6 protein-coding genes are annotated in these 21,376 nt (G+C 76.8%); 5 read left to right on the top strand and 1 reads right to left on the bottom strand.

Features of this window, described 5'->3' with window-relative positions; genetic code table 11:
• The first annotated feature begins 2 nt into the window (after positions 1 to 2).
• The 5 genes from H1D33_RS10525 (at position 3) to H1D33_RS10505 (ending at position 18,341) form a co-directional block, all read left to right on the top strand.
• Positions 3 to 9,428, top strand: coding sequence for a type I polyketide synthase (locus H1D33_RS10525; RefSeq protein WP_181568241.1), 9,426 nt, complete (start codon positions 3 to 5; stop codon positions 9,426 to 9,428).
• Positions 9,429 to 9,453: 25 nt separating this feature from the next.
• Positions 9,454 to 15,036, top strand: coding sequence for a type I polyketide synthase (locus H1D33_RS10520; RefSeq protein ID WP_181568242.1), 5,583 nt, complete (start codon positions 9,454 to 9,456; stop codon positions 15,034 to 15,036).
• 84 nt (positions 15,037 to 15,120) lie between these two features.
• A complete protein-coding gene (locus H1D33_RS10515) occupies positions 15,121 to 16,143 on the top strand; it encodes an ABC transporter ATP-binding protein (RefSeq protein ID WP_181568243.1) in 1,023 nt (340 codons plus the stop codon).
• Positions 16,140 to 16,976, top strand: coding sequence for an ABC transporter permease (locus H1D33_RS10510; RefSeq protein ID WP_181568244.1), 837 nt, complete (start codon positions 16,140 to 16,142; stop codon positions 16,974 to 16,976). The genes H1D33_RS10515 and H1D33_RS10510 overlap by 4 nt, the downstream gene beginning before the upstream one ends.
• A 12-nt stretch (positions 16,977 to 16,988) precedes the next feature.
• Positions 16,989 to 18,341 carry a glycosyltransferase gene (locus tag H1D33_RS10505; RefSeq protein WP_181568245.1) on the top strand — a complete coding sequence of 451 codons (1,353 nt, stop codon included), beginning with the start codon at positions 16,989 to 16,991 and terminating at the stop codon, positions 18,339 to 18,341.
• Between the two features lie 93 nt (positions 18,342 to 18,434).
• On the opposite strand, the gene H1D33_RS10500 is transcribed toward H1D33_RS10505, so the two are convergent.
• On the bottom strand, positions 18,435 to 21,245 hold the full coding sequence (locus tag H1D33_RS10500; RefSeq protein WP_181568246.1) for an AAA family ATPase: 2,811 nt from the start codon (positions 21,243 to 21,245) through the stop codon (positions 18,435 to 18,437).
• Positions 21,246 to 21,376 lie beyond the last annotated feature (131 nt).

The following is a 21,376-nucleotide window of genomic DNA, read 5'->3' as shown; positions in this document are numbered from 1 at the left end:
CGATGGCCAATGAAGACAAGCTCCGCGACTACCTCAAGCGGGTCATGGCGGACCTGCACGACACCCGCCGCCGGCTCAGCGAGGCCCAGTCCCAGGAACTGGAGCCGGTGGCGATCGTCGCGATGAGCTGCCGGCTGCCCGGCGGCGTACGCGACCCGCGGGACCTGTGGGAGCTGCTGACCGAGGGCCGGGACGCGGTCGCCCCGTTCCCCGACGACCGGGGCTGGGACCTCGACCGGCTCTACCACCCCGACCCCGACCACCCCGGCACCTCGTACGCCCGCGAGGGCGGCTTCCTCGACGGAGCCGGGGACTTCGACGCCGCGTTCTTCGGCATCAGCCCCCGCGAGGCGCTGACCATGGACCCGCAGCAGCGGCTGCTGCTGGAGACCGCCTGGGAGGCCGTCGAGTCCGCCGGCCTCGACCCCGCCTCGCTGCGCGGCAGCCGCACCGGGGTGTTCGTCGGCACCAACGGGCAGGACTACGGCACGTTGCTGATGATGTCGCCCGACGGCGACGAGGGCCACTCGATGACCGGCGGGGCGGCGGCGGTCGCCTCCGGCCGGGTGTCCTACACGCTCGGCCTGGAGGGCCCGGCCGTCTCCATCGACACCGCCTGCTCCTCCTCGCTGGTCGCGCTGCACCTGGCCGCGCAGGCGCTGCGGGCGGGGGAGTGCGAGCTGGCGCTCGCCGGCGGCGTCACCGTGATGGCCACCCCCGGCCTCTACATCGGGTCGAGCCGGCAGCGGGCGCTGTCCCCGGACGGGCGGTGCCGCTCGTTCGCCGCCGCCGCCGACGGCGCCGGGTTCTCCGAGGGCGTCGGTTGGCTGCTGGTGGAGCGGCTCTCCGACGCCCGCCGCCACGGGCACCCGGTGCTCGCCGTGGTGCGCGGCAGCGCGGTCAACCAGGACGGCGCGTCGAACGGGCTCACCGCCCCCAACGGTCCCGCCCAGCAACGCGTGATCAGCCAGGCGCTCACCGCGGCCCGGCTGGCCACCGCCGACGTGGACGTGATCGAGGCGCACGGCACCGGCACCAACCTCGGCGACCCGATCGAGGCGCAGGCGCTGCTCGCCACGTACGGGCAGGACCGGGGTGACGCCGGGCCGGCGCTGCTGGGCTCGGTGAAGTCGAACATCGGGCACGCCCAGGCCGCCGCCGGGGTGGCCGGGGTGATCAAGGTGGTGCTGGCCATCCGGCACGGGCTGGTGCCGGCGACGCTGCACGTGGACGAGCCGTCCCCGCACATCGACTGGTCGTCCGGCGCACTGGAGCTGGTGACCTCGGCGCGGCCCTGGCCGGAGCGCGACCGCCCGCGCCGGGCGGCGGTGTCGTCGTTCGGCATCTCCGGCACCAACGCGCACGTCATCGTGGAACAGGCGCCGGAGGCGCCGGCCGAGGCCGTCGCCGTCCCCGCCCCGGGGCTGCTCGCCGTCGCCGTCACCGCCTGGCCGGTGTCGGCCCGTACCCGGGGCGGGCTCGCCGGGCAAGCCACCCGGCTGGCCGCGCACCTGCGCGCGCACCCGGCCGACCCGGGTGTGGTGGCGTGGTCCCTCGCGACCACCCGGTCGGCGTTCGACAGGCGGGCGGTGGTGCTCGGGTCGTCGGTCGAGGACCTGCTGTCGGGTCTGGACGCGCTCGCGGCCGGCACGCCGTCGCCGGCGGTGGTGACCGGCACGGCGGAGCGGCCCGCCGGCCCGGTGTTCGTGTTCCCTGGTCAGGGCGCGCAGTCGGCGCGGATGGCTTCTGGTCTGGTGGGCCGATGCGCGCCGTTCGACGCGGCGTTGGCCGAGTGCCAGGTGGCCCTGGCTGCTCACCTCGACGTCGACCTGGTGTCGGTGCTGACCGGCGACGACGAGTCGTGGCTGGACCGGGTGGAGGTGGTGCAGCCGGTCCTGTGGGCCGTCGGTGTCGCCCTGGCCGCGGTGTGGCGGCACGTGGGTGTCAATCCGCAGGCGGTGATCGGGCATTCGCAGGGCGAGATCGGCGCCGCGTGTGTGGCGGGGATCCTGTCCCTCGACGACGCCGCGAGGACGGTAGCCCTGCGGTCGCGGGCGTTGTCGGCGCTGCGGGGGACCGGGACGATGGCGTCGATCGACCTGTCCGCCGACGACGTCGCCGCGCGGCTGGCGGGGAGCGCGCACGCCGGCGCGGGGTCGGCCGGCGGCGACACCGGTCCGGCCGCGGACGGATCACGGTTCGCGGGTGTGGGGATCGCGGCGGTCAATGGTCCGGCGACGGTCGTCGTCTCCGGTCCGCCGCGGGCGGTCGCCGATCTGGTCGACGCGTGTCAGGCCGACGGGATCCGGGCCCGGTTGATCCCGGTGGACTACGCGTCGCACTCGGCGGCGGTGGAGGAGGTCGCGCAGCAGTTGCGCACCGACCTGGCGGATGTGACGCCGCAGCCGGGGCATACCCGTCTGGTGTCGACGTTGACCGGTGACTGGGTGGACCCGGTGACCATGACGGCCGACTACTGGTACGACAACCTCCGGCAGACCGTCCGCTTCGACACCGCCGTGCGCACGGCGATCGAGGCGGGTCACACGACGTTCGTGGAGATCAGTCCGCATCCGGTGCTGGCGATGCCGGTGACGGCGATCCTGGACGACACCGGCACCGCCGGGCACACGCTGTCCACGCTGCGTCGGGGTGAGGACGACCCGACCCGGCTGCTGACCAACCTCGCCACCGCGCACACCATCGGCCTGCCCGTCGACCTCACCGCCGTGCTCGCCGAGACCGACACCGTCGCGCTACCCACCTACGCCTTCGACCACCAGCGGTACTGGCCCGCCCCGCCGCGCTTCGTCACCGAGCGCGACGGCGAACCCGACCCCGACCGCTGGCACTACCGGGTCACCTGGACGCCGCTGCCCGACCTGCCGCTGACCCGGCTCACCGGCGCCTGGCTGATCCCGGTACCCGCCGACCTGGCCGACGACCCGCTCGTCACCGGTGTGCTCGGCGCGCTCGGCAACGTCGGCGCCGACGCCGTACCCGTGCCCGTCGACCCGGCCGACGACCCGGCCGCGCTCGCCGACCGGCTGCGCGCCGCGCTGCCCGCCGGCGGACCCGCCGCCGTGCTCTCCCTGCTCGGCCTCGACGGGCGCGCCCACCCCGAACACCCGGCCACCACGCTCGGCGTGACCGGCACCGCCCACCTGGTCCAGGCGCTCGGCGCGCTCGGCGTCGAGGCGCCACTGTGGTGCGCCACCCGCCGCGCCGTCACCACCGGCGACACCGACCCGGCCCCCGACCCGGCCGCCGCCGCCGTCTGGGGCCTCGGCCGGGCCGTCGCGCTGGAACACCCGGCCCGCTGGCGCGGCCTGGTCGACCTGCCCGACCAGCTCGACGCCACCACCGCCGCGCTGCTCGGCGCGGTGCTCGGCGCCGACCACGGCGAGGACCAGATCGCCGTCCGGGACACCGGCGCCCACGCCCGCCGGCTCACCCGGAACACCGACCTCGCCGACGACACGGTCCGGCTCCGCGACACCGTGCTGATCACCGGCGGCACCGGCGGCCTCGGCGGGCACCTGGCCCGCTGGGCCGCCCGCGCCGGCGCCGCGCACGTGCTGCTGGCCAGCCGCCGCGGCCCCGACGCCCCCGGCGCCGGCGACCTCGCCGCCGAGCTGACCGACCTCGGGGTACGCGTCACCGTGGCCCGCTGCGACGTCACCGACCGCGACCAGCTCGCCGCGTTGCTCGCCGACCTGCCCGACGACGCGCCGCTGCGGGCCGTGCTGCACACCGCCGCCGTGCTCGACGACGGCATCGTGGACACCGTCACCCCGGCCCGCCTGCACACCGTCGCCGCGCCCAAGAGCGCCGCCGCCGACCACCTCGACGCGCTCACCCGCGACCACGAGCTGGACGCGTTCGTGCTCTTCTCCTCCGTCGCCGGCACCACCGGCAACGCCGGCCAGGGCGCGTACGGCGCGGCCAACGCCCACCTCGACGCGCTCGCGCACCGGCGCCGCGCCGCCGGGCTGCCGGCGCTCTCCGTGGCGTGGGGCGCCTGGGCCGGCGCCGGCCTGCCCGCCGACAACGAACGCGCCCAGCAGCGGCTGCGCCGCGGCGGCATGGTCGCCATGGACCCGGAGTCGGCCGTCGCCGCGATGGCCCGGGCGCTGGGCCGCGACGAACCCACAGCCGTCGTCGCCGACGTCGACTGGAGCCGCTTCGCGCCCGCGTTCGCGCTGGTCCGCCCCAGCCCGCTGCTCGGTGACCTGCCCGAGGTCACCGACGCGCTGCGGCCCCCGGAGACGCCGGCCGTGCCCGAACCGGCCGACCAGCCCGGCTCGGCGCTGGCCCGGCAGCTCGCCGGCCGGACCGCCGCCGAACGCACCGAGACGCTGCGCGACCTGGTCCGCCAGTGCGCCGCCACCGCGCTCGGCTACGGCGACGCCGACGACGTGCCGGTCACCCGCCCGTTCCGCGACCTCGGCCTCGACTCGCTGACCGCGGTGGACCTGCGCAACCTGCTCGCCACCGCCACCGAGCTGCGGCTGCCCGCCACGCTCGCGTTCGACTACCCGAACCCGGCGGTGCTGGCCGGGCACCTCGACGAGCTGCTCACCGGCGCCGGCGCGCCGGTCGACTCGCCGGCCGCCGTGGCCACCCCCGACGAGCCGCTGGCCGTGGTGGCGATGAGCTGCCGATTCCCCGGTGGCGCGGACGACCCGGAACGGCTGTGGCAACTGCTCGCCGCCGGCGGCGACGCCATCGGTGACTTCCCCACCGACCGGGGCTGGGACCTCGACCGGCTCTTCGACACCGACCCCGCCGTCGAGGGCACCAGCTACGCCCGCCAGGGCGGGTTCCTGCCCGACGTCGCCGACTTCGACCCCGGCTTCTTCGGCATCAGTCCCCGCGAGGCGCTCGCGATGGACCCGCAGCAGCGGCTGCTGCTGGAGACGTCCTGGGAGGCGATCGAACGCGCCGGCATCGACCCGCGCACGCTGCGCGGCACCCCCACCGGTGTCTTCGTCGGCACCAACTACCAGGACTACCGCAACCTCATGCTCACCGCGGAGGGCGCCGAGGGGCACCTGATGACCGGCAACGCCGGCAGCGTGCTGTCCGGCCGGGTGTCCTACACGCTCGGGCTGGAAGGGCCGGCCGTGTCCGTCGACACCGCCTGCTCGTCGTCGCTGGTCGCGCTGCACTGGGCCGGCCAGGCGCTGCGCGCCGCCGAGTGTTCCCTGGCCCTGGTCGCCGGCGTCACCGTGATGGCCACCCCCGGCGTGTTCGTCGGCTTCAGCCGGCAACGTGGACTGTCCCCGGACAGCCGGGTCAAGGCGTTCGCGGCCGGCGCCGACGGCACGAGCTGGGGCGAGGGCGTCGGTGTGCTGCTGGTCGAGCGGCTCTCCGACGCCCGTCGCAACGGCCACCCGGTGCTCGCCGTGGTGCGGGGCAGCGCGGTCAACCAGGACGGCGCCTCGAACGGGCTCACCGCGCCCAACGGGCCGGCCCAGCAGCGGGTCATCCGCGCGGCGCTGGCCCACGCCCGGCTCGACCCGGGCGACGTGGACGCGGTCGAGGCGCACGGCACCGGCACCCGCCTCGGCGACCCGATCGAGGCGCAGGCGCTGCTCGCCACGTACGGGCAGGGGCGGCCGGACGACCGTCCGCTGCTGCTCGGCTCGATCAAGTCGAACATCGGCCACACCCAGGCCGCCGCCGGCGTAGCCGGGGTGATCAAGATGATCCTCGCGCTGCGCCACGGCTACCTGCCGCCGACGCTGCACGTCGACGCGCCCAGCGACCAGGTGGACTGGACGACCGGCTCGGTGGACCTGCTCACCGAGGGGCGGCCCTGGCCGCTGACCGGCCGGCCGCGCCGCGCCGCCGTCTCCTCCTTCGGGATCAGCGGCACCAACGCCCACACCATCCTGGAGCAGGCCCCCGAACCGCCGGTGCCGGCCGGGGAGCCGGCCGCGCCGCCGGTGGTGCCGGTGCTGCTGTCCGCCCGTACCGCCGACTCGCTGACCGCCCAGGCCACGCCGTGGGCCGACCGGCTCGCCGGGCCGACCGCGCCGCCGCTGGTCGACGTCGGCTGGTCCTCGGCGGTGGCCCGGGCCGCGCTGGACCACCGCGCGGTGGTGCTCGCCGGCGACCGGCGGGCGCTGCGCGCCGGACTCCGCGCGCTCGCCACCGGCGACGACTCGCCCGCGCTGGTCACCGGCGCGGTGACCGGCCGGCCCCGGGTGGCGTACCTGTTCTCCGGGCAGGGCGCGCAACGCCCCGGCATGGGCCGCGAGCTGGCCGCCGCGTACCCGGTGTTCGCCGACGCGCTCGCCGAGGCGTGCGCGGCGCTCGACCCGCACCTGCCCCGGCCGCTGCGCCCGCTGCTCGACGCCGACCCCGGCACCGACACCGCGGCGCTGCTGGACCGCACCGAGTTCACCCAGCCGGCGCTGTTCGCCGTCGAGGTGGCGCTGTTCCGGCTGCTCACCGCGTGGGGCCTGCGCCCGGACGCGGTGGCCGGGCACTCCATCGGCGAGTTCGCCGCCGCCCACGCCGCCGGCGTGCTCACCCTGGCCGACGTCGCCGAACTCGTCGCCACCCGCGGCCGGCTCATGCAGGCGCTGCCCGACGGCGGCGCCATGCTCGCGGTCGCCGCGAGCGAGGACGACGTCCGCGCCGCGCTCGGCGACGGGCTTGCCGTCGCCGCCGTCAACGGCCCGGCCGCCGTCGTGCTCGCCGGTCCCACCGACGCCGTGGACGCCGCCGCCGCCGACTGGACCGCCCGAGGGGTACGCACCCGACGGCTCACCGTCAGCCACGCGTTCCACAGCCCGCTGATGGAACCGGTGCTCGACGAGCTGGCCGCGCTCGCCGCCCGGCTGCCGCACCACCCGCCGACCGTGCCGCTGATCTCCACCGTCACCGGCGCGCCGGTCGACGTGGCCGGCATCGGCGCGCCCGGCTACTGGGCCCGGCACGCCCGCGACACCGTCCGCTTCGCCGACGCGGTCACCGCGCTGCGCGAGCACGGCTGCACCGCGTACCTCGAGGTCGGCCCGGACACGGTGCTCACCGCGGCAGCCCAGGGCGTGCTGGCCGGCCACGGTCCGGTCCCACCGGTGCTGCCCACGCTGCGCCGGGACCGGCCGGAACCGCACACCCTGCTGCGCGCGGTCGCCGCGCTGCACGTGCACGGTGTGGGCGTGGACTGGCCCGCCCTCTACGCCGACGCCGATCCGCAGCCGGCCGACCTGCCGACCCACGTGTTCGACCGGCAGCGCTACTGGCCGCAGCCGCCGGCCTGGCTGACCGCACCGCCCGCCGAGGACACCGCCGTGGAACGCCGGTTCTGGGCCGCGGTCGAGGCCGAGGACCTGGACGGCCTGCTCACCGAGCTGGACGTGGTCCCGGACCAGCCGTTCGACGCGGTCCTGCCGGCGCTGTCGGCGTGGCGGCGACGCGGCCGGGAACGGTCGGTGGTGGACGGCAGCCGTTACCGGGTGCGCTGGGAACCGGTCGACGTCACCGCCGGGCCCGCACCGGACGGGCCGGCCCGCTGGCTGGTGCTGCTGCCCGCCGATCGGGCCGCCGAACCGGACCTGGCCGCGCTGGCCGACGCGCTCGGCCCGGCGGCCACCACCGCCCCGGTGGACACCGCCGCCGACGCCGACGCGCTGGGCGACCGGCTCGCCGACCTGGTCGGCGCCGCCACCGCCGACGGGCCGGTACGCGTCCTGTCCCTGCTCGGGCTGGACGAGACGCCGCACGCCGAACACCCGACGCTGCCGCGCGGCCTGGCCGTCACCGTCGCACTGCTCCAGACGCTCGGCGACCTGGACGCGCCGGCCCGGCTCTGGTGCGCCACCCGGGGCGCGGTCGCCGTCGCCGGCGACGACACCCCGCCTTCCCCCCGCCAGGCGGCGCTGTGGGGCCTCGGCCGGGTCGCCGCGCTGGAACAACCCGCCCGCTGGGCCGGCCTGGTCGACCTGCCCGCCACCGGGGACGACGACGTCGCCCGGCGGCTCGCCACGCTGCTGGCCGCCACCACCGAGGACCAACTCGCGGTGCGCGCCGACGGGACGTACGCCCGGCGGCTCGCCACCGCCGCGACCGACGGCGAGCGCCCGCCGTGGCAGCCACGCGGCACGGTCCTGATCACCGGCGGCACCGGCGCGCTCGGCGGGCACGTGGCCCGCTGGGCGGCCGGCGCCGGCGCCGAACGGATCGTGCTGACCAGCCGGCGCGGCGAGGGCACGCCGGGCGCGGACGCCCTGCTGGCCGAGCTGGCCGCCACCGGCGTCGAGTGCCGGGTGGCCCGCGGCGACGCCGCCGACCGGGCCGCCATGGCCGCGCTGATCGCCGAGCTGCGCGCCGACGGGCCGCCGCTGCGCGCGGTGGTGCACGCCGCCGGCGTCAGCGAGGTGGTGCCGCTCGCCGAGACCACGCTGGAGGACCTGGCGTACGTCATCGGCCCGAAACTGGCCGGCGCGGAGCTGCTCGACGAACTGCTCGACGGCGTGGAGCTGGACGGGTTCGTGCTCTTCTCCTCGATCGCCGCCACCTGGGGCAGCGGCGGGCAGGGCGGGTACGCGGCCGGCAACGCCGCGCTGGACGCGCTCGCCGAACGCCGGCGGGCCCGGGGGCTGCCCGCCACGTCGGTGGCCTGGGGGCCGTGGACCGAGTCCGGCATGTTCGACGACGACGCGCCGGAGCAACTGCGCCGGCGCGGCCTGCGGGTGCTGCCGCCCGAGCCGGCGATGGCCGGGCTGCGGCACGCGCTCGCCGCCGGCGACACGTGCGTCACCGTCGCCGACGTCGACTGGGCCACCTTCCACCCGCTGTTCACCGCGCTGCGGCCCAGCCCGCTGCTGGCCGACCTGCCGGCCGTACGGGCGCTCGCCACCGCCGCCGCCGAACCGGCGGCCACCGGGACGGAGGGCCGGGACCGGCTCGCCGAGCTGCGCGCGCTGACCGCCGACGACCGCCGCGACGCGCTGCTGGACCTGGTCCGCACCGACGCGGCGAAGGTGCTCGGCCACCCCTCGGTCGACGCGGTCGAGCCGGAACGCGGCTTTCTCGACCTCGGGTTCGACTCACTGACCGCGGTGGAGCTGCGCAACCTGCTCACCGCCGCGACCGGGCGGGAACTGCCCACCACCGTGGTGTTCGACTACCCCACCCCGGCCGGGCTGGCCGCGTACCTCGACGACGAGCTGTTCCCCGGCGGCGCCGAGCCGGCCGGCGGCGGCGCCGACGAGGAGACGGTCCGGCGGGTGCTCGCGGCCATCCCGCTGGACCGGCTGCGCCAGGCCGGCCTGCTCGACGAGCTGCTGCGCCTCGGCCACGACACCGCCGCGCCGGCCACCGACCCGGCACCGGACGCGCCGGCGGCCGAGATCCACGACCTCGACGTCGCCGGGCTGGTCCGGATGGCGCTCGAAGGATCCGACTCGTGACCCGGCCGGCCGCAGGGAGGGCCCGATGAGCGTCTCGCTGGACGAGGTGGTCGGCGCGCTGCGCGCGTCGCTGCTGGACAACCAGAAACTCAAGCAGCAGAACCAGCAGCTCGCCGACCGGCTCACCGAGCCGGTGGCGATCATCGGGATGAGCTGCCGCTTCCCCGGCGGCGTGCGCTCACCCGGGCAGCTCTGGGAGCTGGTCGACGCCGGCCGCGACGCGATGGCGCCGTTCCCCGCCGACCGGGGCTGGGACCTCGACGCGCTCTACGACACCGACCCGGCCAGCCGGGGCACCTCCTACGTCCGCGACGGCGGCTTCCTGCCCGAGGCCGGCGACTTCGACCCGGCGTTCTTCGGCATCAGCCCCCGTGAGGCGCTCGCCATGGACCCGCAGCAGCGGCTGCTGCTGGAGACCGCGTGGGAGGCGTTCGAGTCCGCCGGCGTCGACCCCACCGCCCTGCGCGGCGCGCCCACCGGCGTGTACGCGGCCACCAGCAGCCAGGGCGACTACGCGGCGCTGCTCACCGGCGTCGGCGGCGGCGTCGAGGGCTACCTCGGCACCGGCAGCGCGGCGGCGGTGGCCAGCGGCCGGATCGCGTACGCGCTGGGCCTGGAGGGGCCGGCGGTCACCGTGGACACCGCCTGCTCGTCGTCGCTCGTCGCGCTGCACCTCGCCTGCCAGGCGCTGCGGCTGGGGGAGTGCACGCTGGCGCTGGCCGGCGGCGTGTCCGTGATGGCCACCCCCACCGTGTTCGTGGAGTTCTCCCGGCAGCGCGGCCTGTCCACCGACGGCCGGTGCAAGTCGTTCGCCGCCGCCGCCGACGGCACCGGCTGGTCCGAGGGCGTCGGCATGCTGCTCGTCGAACGGCTCTCCGACGCCCGCCGCCACGGCCACCCGGTGCTCGCCGTGGTCCGCGGCACCGCGGTCAACCAGGACGGCGCCAGCAGCGGCCTCACCGCCCCCAACGGCCCCGCCCAGCGGAAGGTCATCCGGGCCGCGCTGGCCAACGCCGGGCTCACCGCAGCCGACGTGGACGCGGTGGAGGCGCACGGCACCGGCACCACGCTCGGTGACCCGATCGAGGCGCAGGCGCTGCTCGCCACGTACGGGCAGGAGCGGTCCACGCCGCTGCTGCTCGGGTCGGTGAAGTCGAACATCGGCCACACCCAGGCCGCCGCCGGTGTCGCCGGGATCATCAAGATGGTCCTCGCCATGCGGCACGGCCGGCTCCCGGCCACGCTGCACGTCGACCGGCCCACCCCGCACGTCGACTGGGCGGCCGGCGCGGTGGAGCTGCTGACCGAGGCACGGGAGTGGCCGGCGACCGGCCGCCCCCGCCGGGCCGGCGTGTCCGCGTTCGGCGTCTCCGGCACCAACGCGCACGCCGTCATCGAACAGGTCGAGGAGCCGCCGGGCCCGGTCGCCGGACACCCCGCCCCGCCGGTGCCGTGGGTGGTCTCCGCGCGCTCCGGGGCGGCGCTCGCCGGGCAGGCCCGCCGGCTGCTGGAGCACCTCGACGCCCACCCCGACCTGCGCCCGGCCGACGTGGCGTACGCGCTGCTCACCACGCGGGCCGCGCTGCCGCACCGGGCCGCGGTCACCGGCGACGACCCGGCCGGGCTCGTCGCCGGGCTGCGCGCGGTCGCCGAGGAACGCCCCGCCCCCGGCGTGGTCCGCGGCGTGGCCCGCGCCGCCGGCAAGCTCGCCGTCCTCTTCCCCGGGCAGGGCGCCCAGCGGCCCGGCGCGGGTGCCGAACTGCACCGCCGGTTCCCGGTCTTCGCCGCCGCGTTCGACGAGGTGGCCGCCGAACTCGACAGGCACCTGAGCCGCCCGCTGCGCGAGGTGGCGTTCGCCGCGCCGGGCACCGGTGAGGCGGCGCTGCTGGACCGCACCGAGTGGACCCAGCCCGCGCTCTTCGCCTACCAGGTGGCCGCGTACCGGCTGGTCACCGCGCTCGGCCTGCGCCCGGCGCACCTGCTCGGCCACTCCGTCGGCGAACTGGCCGCCGCGCACGTCGCCGGCGTGCTGTCGCTGCCGGACGCGGCCACGCTGGTGGCCGCGCGGGCCCGGCTCATGCAGGCGCTGCCGGCCGGCGGCGCGATGCTCGCGGTCCGCGCCTCCGCCGCCGAGGTGACGCCGCTGCTCGACGCGCGGGTCGCGCTGGCCGCGGTGAACGGCCCCGAGTCGGTGGTGCTCTCCGGCGACGAGGACGCGGTGCTCGCCGCCGGCGAGCGGCTCGCCGCGCAGGGCCGCCGGACCCGCCGGCTCCGGGTCGGCCACGCGTTCCACTCGGCCCGGATGGACGACATGCTGGCCGACTTCCGGGTGGTCGCGGAGAAACTCACCTGGCAGCCGCCGAGCGTGCCGCTGGTCTCCGACCGCACCGGCCGGCCGCTCACCGACGCGCAGGCCACCGACCCGGGCTACTGGGTCGAGCACGTGCGCGACACGGTGCGCTTCTCCACGGCGGTGGCCACGCTCGCCGCCGCCGGAACCGGCACCTTCCTGGACCTCGGCCCGGACGCCGCGCTGACCGCGCTGGCCCGCGAGTGCCTGCCCGACGCCGAGCCGGCCGCGTTCGTACCGGCCGCCCGGCGCGAGCTGTCCGAACCGGCCGGCCTGCTCGCCGCGCTCGCCGCCGTGGACCTGCGCGGCGCGGCCGTACGCTGGCCCGCGCTGTTCGCCGGCACCGACGCCACCCGGGTCGACCTGCCCACGTACGCGTTCCAGCACGAGCGGTTCTGGCCCGACCCGATCCGGTTCGACCTGGCCCCGCGCCCCGCCGACCCGGCGGACGGCGAGTTCTGGTCCACCGCCGAGGGCGGCGACCCGGCCGCCCTGGCCGCCCTGCTCGGCCTCGACGGCGACGCCGCCACCGGCCCGCTCGGCGACCTGCTGCCGGCGCTCACCGGCTACCGCGACCGCCGCCGCCGGACCGCCACCCTGGACGGGCTGCGCTACCGGACCGGCTGGACCCCGGTCGAGCCGCCGGCCGGCGCCGCGCCGACCGGGCCGTGCCTGATCGTGGGTACGCCCGGCGACCTGCTCGACACCGTCGCCGACGCGGTACGCGCCGAGGGCCTGGACCCGGTGCCGGTGGCGACCGGCGCGCTGCGGGAGCGCCTCGACACGGTCACCCCGGTCCGGGTGATCTCACTGCTGCCCGCCGTCGCCGCCGTCCACGAGCCGGCGGACACCGGTGCGACGGCGGCCGGCGCGCACGTCCTCGCCGGCACCGTCGCCCTGGTGCGGGCGCTCACCGACGCCGGAGTCACCGCGCCGCTGTGGTGCGTCACCCGGGGCGCGGTCGCGGTCGACGCCGACGACCCGGCACCCGACCCGGCGGTCGCGACCGGGTGGGGACTCGGCCGGGTGCTCGCCCTGGAACACCCCCGGCTCTGGGGCGGCCTGCTGGACCTGCCCGCCGCACCCGCCGGCCCGGACGCCGCCCTGCTCGCCCGCGTGGTGGCCGGGGACGGCGTGGAGGACCAGCTCGCGATCCGGGCCGGCGGCCTGCGCGCCCGCCGGCTGGAACGCGCACCGGCCGGCGCCGTGGAGCCGTGGCGGCCGGCGGGCGCGGTGCTGGTGCACGGCGACGCCCCGGTCCGCCGCCCGCACCTGCTGCGCCGGCTCGCCGAGTCGGGCGCGACCCACCTGCTGCTGGCCGGGCCACCCCTGCCGGCCGGCGCCGGCCGGGCCGACCCGGATGGCGTCGAACGGGCCACCGTCGACGGCACCGACCGGGCCGACCAGGACGGCGTCGAACGGGCCACCGTCGACGGCGTCGAGCGGACCATGCTGGACGGCGTCGAGCGGACCACCGTGTGCGGCGTCGAGGTGACCACCGTGGACGGCCCGGACGCGCTGGCCGCCGCGTTGGCGCGGCTGGCCGCGGCCGGCACGCCGGTGCGTACCGTGCTGCACGTGGCCGACGCCGGCGGGGCCGGTGAGCCGGTCGCGGCGGCCGACCCGGACCGGCTGGCCGAGGCCGTCGGCGCGCACCTGGCCGCGGTGGCAAGCCTCGACGCCGCCTGCGCCGACCATCCGGTCGACGAGTTCCTGATCTTCGTCTCCACGGCCGCCACCTGGGGCAGCGGCGGCGCCGCGGTCACCGCCGCGACCGGCGCCGGCCTGGCCGCCCTCGCCGCCCGCCGCCGCGCCGCCGGCCGGCCGGCCACGGTGCTGGCGTGGGCGCCGTGGCACGGCGAGGCCACCGACCCGGAGCAGTTGCGCCGCCGGGGCGTCCGCCCGCTGGACCCCGGCGTGGCCCTCGACGCGCTGGACCGGGCCGTCGCCGCCGGCGGCGGCGAGGTCGCCGTCGCGGACGTCGACTGGCCGGCGTTCGTGCCCGCGTTCACCGCGGTCCGCCCGGCCCCGCTGCTGCGGGGCGTGCCCGACGCCGCCGGGACCGACCCGGCCGCGCCGGCCGGCGGGACCGGCTCCGACCCGGCGACCGCGCTGCGCGACCGACTGGCCGCCGTGCCCGCCGGTGACCGGCAGCGGATCCTGCTGGACCTGGTCCGGGCGCAGGCGGCCACCGTCCTCGGGCACGCCGGCCCGGGCGCGGTCGAGCCGGACCGCGACTTCCTGGAGCTGGGCTTCGACTCGCTCACCGCGCTGGAACTGCGCGACGCGCTGCGCCAGGAGACCGGCGCCGAGCTGTCCGCCACGCTGCTCTTCGACCACCCCACCCCGGTCGCGCTGGCCGGGCACCTGCTCGGCGCGATCCTCGGCGGTCAGGCCGCCGACGCGCCCGCCGACGCGGCGACGCCGGACGGCGCGGGCGGCCTGCTCGGCGGGCTGTTCCGCCAGCCCAAGGCGCGCGCCGACGCGGCCGGATACGCCGAGCTGCTGGTGAAACTGGCGCAGTTCCGGCCCAGCTTCACCGGTCCGGAGGAGCTGACCCGGCCGGCCGGCATCATGCGGCTGGCCGACGGCCCGGCCACGCCGGTGGTCTGCTGCTGCACCATGTCGCTGCTCTCCGGCGCGCACGAGTACGCCCGGGTCGCCGCCGGCATGCGTGGCCGGCGGGACGTGTGGGCGCTGCCCAACCCCGGTTTCGGCGTCGGCGAGGAGTTGCCCGCCGACCTCGACGCGCTGCTGCGGGTGCACGCGGACACCGTGCTGCGCGCGGTCGGGTCCGGCGACTTCGTGCTGGCCGGCCACTCCGGCGGCGCCATGGTGGCCAACCTGCTCGCCGCCGAGCTGGACCGGCAGGGCCGGCCGCCGGCCGCGGTGGTGCTGATGGACACCTACCCGGCCGGCAGCGAGGTGCTCGGCGGCTGGACCGCGCAGTTGCTCGACGGGATGGTCGAGCGGGACAGCGCGTACACCCCGATGGACGACCACCGGGCCACCGCGTGGGCCGGCTACCTGCCACTGTTCCTGGACTGGAACCCCACGCCGATGGCCGCGCCGACGCTGCTCGTACGCGCCGGCGAGCCGCTGGGGGAGTGGACCGGGGAACCCGGCGGGTGGAAGTCGGTGTGGCCGTACCCGCACGAGACCCGGGACGCGGCCGGGGACCACTTCACCATGGTCGGCGAACGCGGCCCGGAACTCGCCGCCACGGTCGACGGATGGCTCGCGGAGCGCGGGCTGTGAGGCCGCCCCTTGGCTGCCCCTAACGCCCCCTATCGCGGTGGCGGACAACTGTCTTACCAGGAACCAGGACGGGAGCATGACGACGTGGACGAGGCAGTGGTGGTCGACGGGCTGGTCAAGAGATACCGGCCCGACATGCCGCCGGCGGTGGACGGACTGAGTTTCTCGGTCGCCGCGGGCGAGGTCTTCGGTCTGCTCGGGCCGAACGGCGCGGGCAAGACCACGACGATCGGGGTGCTGACGACCCGGGTGCGGGCCACCTCCGGTCGCGCCCTGGTCTGCGGCGCGGACGTGTCCCGCGCGCCGGCCGTGGCCCGGCAACTGCTCGCGGTGGTGCCGCAGCGGGTCAACCTGGACCGGTCGCTCACCGTCCGGCAGAACCTGCTGTTCCACTCCGCGTACCACCGGATGTCCCGGTCCCGCCGCACCCGCCGGGCCGACGAGCTGCTGGAACAGATGGGCCTGAAGGACTTCGCGAAGGCCCGCACCGACTTCCTCTCCGGCGGCCTGGCCCAGCGCGCCATGATCGCCCGGGCGTTGATGCACGCCCCCCGGGTGCTCTTCCTCGACGAGCCGTCCGCCGGCCTCGACCCGCAGTCCCGGCTGTTCGTGCACGAGCGGATCGCCGACCTGAAGCGGTCCGGGGTCACCGTCGTGGTGACCACGCACGACATGGAGGAGGCGGAGAAGCTCTGCGACCGGGTCGGCATCGTCGACCACGGCAAGCTGCTCACCCTGGACACGCCGACCGCGCTGACCCGGACGCTGCCCGGCAGCAGCACGCTGACCCTGGCGGTCGCGCCCGGCGCCCCGGCCGAGGCGGTCCAGACCGCGCTGACCGACGTGCCGGACGTGGAACGCGTCGAACGGCTGCGCGCGGGCGGTGCGGAGATGCCGATGTTCCCCGGCATGCCGCCGATGCCGACGCCGGAGGACCCGGACGCGCCGCTGTCGTTCCGGGTCTACACCGCCGGCGCGCCGGCCAACGCCGTGCCGATGGCGTTGAAGGTCCTCACCGACCTCGGCTGCGAGGTCCGTGACCTCAGCGTCGGCCAGCCCAGCCTGGAGGACGTCTTCATCCACCTGACCGGAAGGGACCTTCGGTGACCGTCACCGCCCCCGCCGTGCCGGCGCCGCCGGCCGTCACCGCACCCCCGCCGGTACGCCTGCGCGACCAGCTCACCACGTTCCGGGCGGTGTTGTGGCGCGACATGTTCGTCACCAGCCGGGAGCTGGGCGGGTTCCTGGCCCAGGTGTTCCTCCAGCCGCTGTTCATGCTGTTGATCTTCGGCAAGGTGCTCAAGGACCTCGGCTACGCCAGCGACGACTTCGCCAACGTGCTGCTGCCCGGCGTCATCGCGCTCAACGCGTTCCTGATCGGGCTGGAGAACACCGCGCTGCCGATGGTGATGGACTTCTCCTTCACCCGGGAGATCGAGGACCGGCTGCTGTCGCCGATGGCGATCCCGCTGGTCGCGTTCGAGAAGATCGTCTTCGGTGCGATCCGGGGGCTGGTCGCCGGCCTGGTGCTCATCCCGGTCGGGATGCTGATCCTCGGCGTCACCTGGCCGCTGTCCACGTTGCTGCCGGTGATCGGCGTGCTGGCCGCCGGCGCGATGGTCGGCGCCGCCCTCGGCCTGACGTTCGGCACCCTGGTCCCGCCGCACCGGATCCAGATCATGTTCACGGTCACGCTGACGCCGCTGATGTTCACCGGCGCCACCCAGTTCCCGCTGCGGGCGCTGGACTCGCTGCCCTGGTTCCAGGTCGTCTGCGCGGTCAACCCGCTCACCTACGTCAGCGAGGCCACCCGTTCGCTGGTCGCGCCGCCCGGCGTCCAGTCGGTGCCGCTCTGGCTGGACCTGGTCGTGCTCGCCGGGGTGTTCGTGGTGTTCACCGCCGTCGGCATCCGCGGCTTCATGCGCCGGGCGATGGACTAGGGGCCGGCCGCGATGAACCCCGACGACGGACCGCTGCTGCTGGTCAGCTCCGGCAGCGCCGGGCTGTTCAACCCGCTGCTCACGCTGGCCGGTGAGCTGAAGCGCCGCGCCACCCGACCGGTCCGGTTCGCCTGCACCGACGAGCGACGGGCCGAGATCGAGGCCCTGCCCGGCGACGGTGACGTGCGGTTCGTCTCGCTCGGCCCGCCCCGGGTGGAGGTCCGCCCGGAGCACTGGGACGACGAGACGCACCGCCGGATGTCCACCGGCTCCCGGGTGGTGAACTTCGCCAGCTACGTCGACGCCTCCACCGACTTCGACCACCTGCACGAGCTGTACGAGCGGTGCCTGGCGGTCATCGACGAGGTGCGGCCGGCGCGGGCGGTGGTGGACTCGTTCGCCTCGTTCGGCCTGGACGCGGCCACCACCCGCGGGGTGCCGTTCGTCATCAGTGTCACGGTGCCACCGTCGAACTTCCTCCAGGACAGCCTGCCGCCGGCGTACCCGATGTCGTTGTCCGGGCTCCCGCTGGCGATGAACCCCAGCCAGCGGGCGGCGAACGACCGCTACCGCGCCGCGCTGGTGGCCACGCTCACCGAGCCGGAGCGGCTGGCCCGCAGCACCGCCGCCGCCGCGCGGCGCGCGGACGCCGGCATCCGCAACGTGGAGCTGCGCCCCTCGCAGTACGCCGAGGCGGCGGAGGCGTTGCTCGCCTACACCGTGTTCGGGCTGGAGTACCCGTTCGACACCGCGCCGGCGACGCTGCGCATGGTGGGCTCGATGGTGCCCCGGGAGATCGTGCCGAGCCCGGACGGCGCCGAGCTGCGCGCCTGGCTCGACGCCCACGAGTCGGTGGTCTACGTCGGCTTCGGCACCATCATGCGCCCGACCGCCGCGCAGGTGGCGGCGCTGGTCGAGGTGGCCGCCCGGCTCGGGCCGGAGCACCAGGTGCTGTGGAAGCTGCCGGCCGCCCGGCACGGGTTGCTGCCGCCGGCCGGCGAGCTGCCGGCCAACCTGCGCGTCGAGTCGTGGCTGCCGTCGCAGGTGGAGGTGCTGGCGCACCCGCACGTGCGGGTCTTCTTCAACCACGCCGCCGCGAACGCGATCCACGAGGCGGCCTGGTTCGGGGTGCCGCAGCTCGTGATGCCGTTCTGGTTCGACTGCTACGACGGGGCGGTGCGGGTGGTCGACGCCGGCGTGGCGCTGGCGGTCGAGCACGAGGACCCGCTCGACGTCGACGACGTCGTCGGCAAGCTGCGCCGGCTGCTGGCCGAGCCGTCGTTCCGCGACCGTGCCGCCCGCTGGCGCGACTGCCTGCGCCGCGCCGGCGGGGTCACCGCCGCCGCCGACCTCGTGCTGAGCTAGAAGGCGGGGGCCCTTCTTAACGCTTTCGGTAGAGGCGGGGGCCCTTGTTAACACCTCGGTGTTAACAAGGGCCCCCGCCTTACACGTGGGTGGTCAGGACGCGGCGGGCTGGATCTCCTCGCCCAGCGGCTCGGCGAAGGCCACCAGCCGGGCCGGCAGGTCCGAACGGCGCTTGACGTCGAGCTTGCGGTAGACCCGGGTCAGGTGCTGCTCCACGGTGCTCACCGTGATGAACAACTTGCTGGAGATCTGCCGGTTGGTGTGGCCCTGCGCGGCGAGCGCCGCCACCCGGCGTTCGGCCTCGCTGAGGCCGTCCTCCGGCTCCGGCGCCTCGGCCGGCGGACCCGCCGGCACGCCGCCCGGCTCGCGCCGGACCAGCCGCTGCGCCAGCACCGAGGCGCCGCAGTCCTGGGCCAGTTGGTATGCCCGGCGGACCAGCAGCCGCGCCTGCGCCGAGTCGCCCGCCCGTTGCAGCGTCTGCCCGGTGTCGCCGAGCGCCCGGACCAGTTCGAGCCGGTCACCGCAGCCCTGCAACAGGTTCACCGCCTCGGAGAGCAGCTTGCGCCGGTGGTCCGGCGCGGCGGTGCCGGCGAGCAGCCGCAGCGCCCGGCCCCGGGTACGGTCGTCCACCCCGTGCGGCGCCCGCAACTGCTCCTGCAGCAGTTGGGTGGCGTGCGCCTTGTTGCCCACGGCGAGCTGCACCCGGGCCAGCTCCAGCCGCCAGGGCACCAGCCCGGCCACGTCCACGCCCCAGGCGCGCATCAGTTCGCCGCACCGGCGCAGGTCGGTGGTGGCCGCGTGGGCCCGCCCGAGCGCCAGGTGGTGGCGGGCCCGTGCGGCCAGGTAGTGCAGCCCGAGCGGGGTGCGGAAGGCGCCGGCCGGGACGCTCTGCGCCAGCCAGCGGTCCGCCTCGGCGTGCCGCCCGGACTCGGTGGCGCAGGCGATCAGCGTGGCCAGCGGACCCGCCGCGGCGACTCCCCAGGCGGCCACCGGCAGGTCGTCGAGCGCGGTACGGGCCTGCTGCTCGGCCACGGTCAGGTCGCCCAGCCGCAGCGCCGCCTCGGCGCGCAGCGCCCGCAGCACGGCCCGCCAGATCGGGGCGTGCCGCGCGGCCGGCCGCTCCAGCAGGACCGCCGTCCAGGCGGCCACCCGGTCGGCGCGACCGGCCCAGAGCAGCGCCAGCAGCGGCGCGGTCAGCAGCGGGAGCATGCCGTCGTCGGCGTGGTGGCGGTGCAGCAGGTGGTCGGCGGCGGCCACCGTGTCGTGGTCGCCGGTCGGCGTCAGCGCCGCGCCGACCAGGCCCAGCGCCTGGGCGGGCGAGGATCCGCCGGCCAGCAGCGCGGTCCGGGGCGCGGCCGCCGCCTCCCGTACGGCGGCCAGGTGCTCCGGGTGGGAGAGCCCCAGCAGCAGGTGCATCATCCGCCGGCGACCGGCGGCGTGGGCCTGCTCGTCGTCGCCGGCGCAGCCGGTGATCGCCTCCTCGACCTCCTCGGCCCGTCCCTGCCACAGCAGGTACGGCACGGCGGACAGGGCGGCGTGGGTCGGCCAGCCACCGGACCGGGCCGCGTCGACGAGCTGGTCGAGCTGGCCGTTGACGGCCAGGGGGTTGATCTGCCAGCGGGCGCTGACCTGCATGGCGGTGATGGCGACCCGCTGGTCGTCGTCCACCTCGGCGCGCCCGACCAGGCGCAGGCAGCCGGCGGCCACGTCGGGCCGGCCGGCGGCGAGCGCCTGGGCGGCGGCGTCGTGCAGCACCGGCACCGTCCACCCGGCCTCCGCCCAGCCGGCGGCGACCAGGTGCTCGGCCACGTCACCCGGCTCGACGCCGTGCTCGTGCAGCACCTCGGCGGCCCGCTGGTGCAGGCCGCGTCGTTCGTCGACGGACATGTCGGCCAGGATGGACCGCCGGATCCGCGGGTGCCGCAGCCGGTCCTGGTCCAACAGGCCGGTGGTGCGCAGCATGCTGACCATCGGGGTGACCGACTCCGGCACCACGTCGAGCAGGTGGCCGAGCAGGTCCGCCGGTCCGCCCGGCCGGTCCAGCACCGCCATCGCCTGCGCGACCCGGCGCACGCCCGGCTCGTGCCGGTACAGGCAGCCGAGCACCGCCTGGTCGAACGCGTCGCCGAGGGCCGCGTCCGCGGTCGGTTCCTCGTCCGTCGCCGACCGGGGCCGTTCCTCGATCAGCGCCCGGGTGAGCAGCGGGTTGCCGCCGGTCATCCGCAGGCACCGCTCGGCGGCCTCGCGGGCCGCCGGTTCGACGTCGTCGTCGACCAGCCGGGCGATCGCCTCGACGGTCAGCGGCGGCAGGGTGATCCGGGTGAAGTGGGGCTGGCTGAACAGCTCGGCCCGGAAGTGCGGGTGCGACGGGCGCAGCGTGCGGGCCTCGGCCAGCACCACCATGATCGGGATGTGCCGCAGCCGGCGGGCGACGTAGAGCAGGCAGTGCAGCGACGCCGGGTCGGCGTGGTGCACGTCGTCGACGGTCAGCACGAGCGGCTCCGACTCGGCCAGGTCGAGCAGCGTGCTGAACAGGCCGTGCAGCACCGGCGCCCACACCTGGTCGGCGGGGTCCTCGCCGCCGTCGCGCCCGGCCTCCGGCGAGGCGGCCGGGGAGTCGCGCAGCAGGCGCTCCACCCGGATCCCGGTGTCGGGGTCGAACCGTGGCCCCTGCAGGAGCTGGCCCAGCACCCCCAGGTGCAGTCCGCGTTCGGTCCGCGACGCGGTCGCGCTGAGCACCCGGCCGCCGGCGGTGGCCGCCCAGTCGCCGAACGACTCCAGCACGCTCGTCTTGCCGCTGCCCACCGCGCCGGTGACGAGCGAGACGTGTCCCTTCCGCTGCCGTTCGCAGTTCTGGAAGGTCTCGCGCAGCAGGGTGAGCTGTTCCTCTCGCTGTACCAGCACGTGTCCTGTCAGCCCTTCTCGTCGGCGGTGCCACGACGGGGTCACCGCCGTCGGCTGGCCGCTCCGCCCGGTGCCGTCGGCGGCCCCTCCACCACACCCGTCCCGGTCGCGGGACAGGGGTGGAGCGCGCC

It is taken from the genome of Micromonospora ferruginea, assembly GCF_013694245.2.
Classification (GTDB): Bacteria; Actinomycetota; Actinomycetes; order Mycobacteriales; family Micromonosporaceae; genus Micromonospora; species Micromonospora robiginosa.
The sequence above is the reverse complement of the archived record's forward strand: the minus strand, read 5'-3'. Positions and strand labels throughout refer to the sequence as shown.

Coding starts and splice junctions, on each gene's coding strand:
- H1D33_RS10505 (WP_181568245.1), top strand. CDS start 16,989: ATGAACCCCGACGACGGACCGCTGCTGCTGGTCAGCTCCGGCAGCGCC.
- H1D33_RS10525 (WP_181568241.1), top strand. CDS start 3: ATGGCCAATGAAGACAAGCTCCGCGACTACCTCAAGCGGGTCATGGCG.
- H1D33_RS10520 (WP_181568242.1), top strand. CDS start 9,454: ATGAGCGTCTCGCTGGACGAGGTGGTCGGCGCGCTGCGCGCGTCGCTG.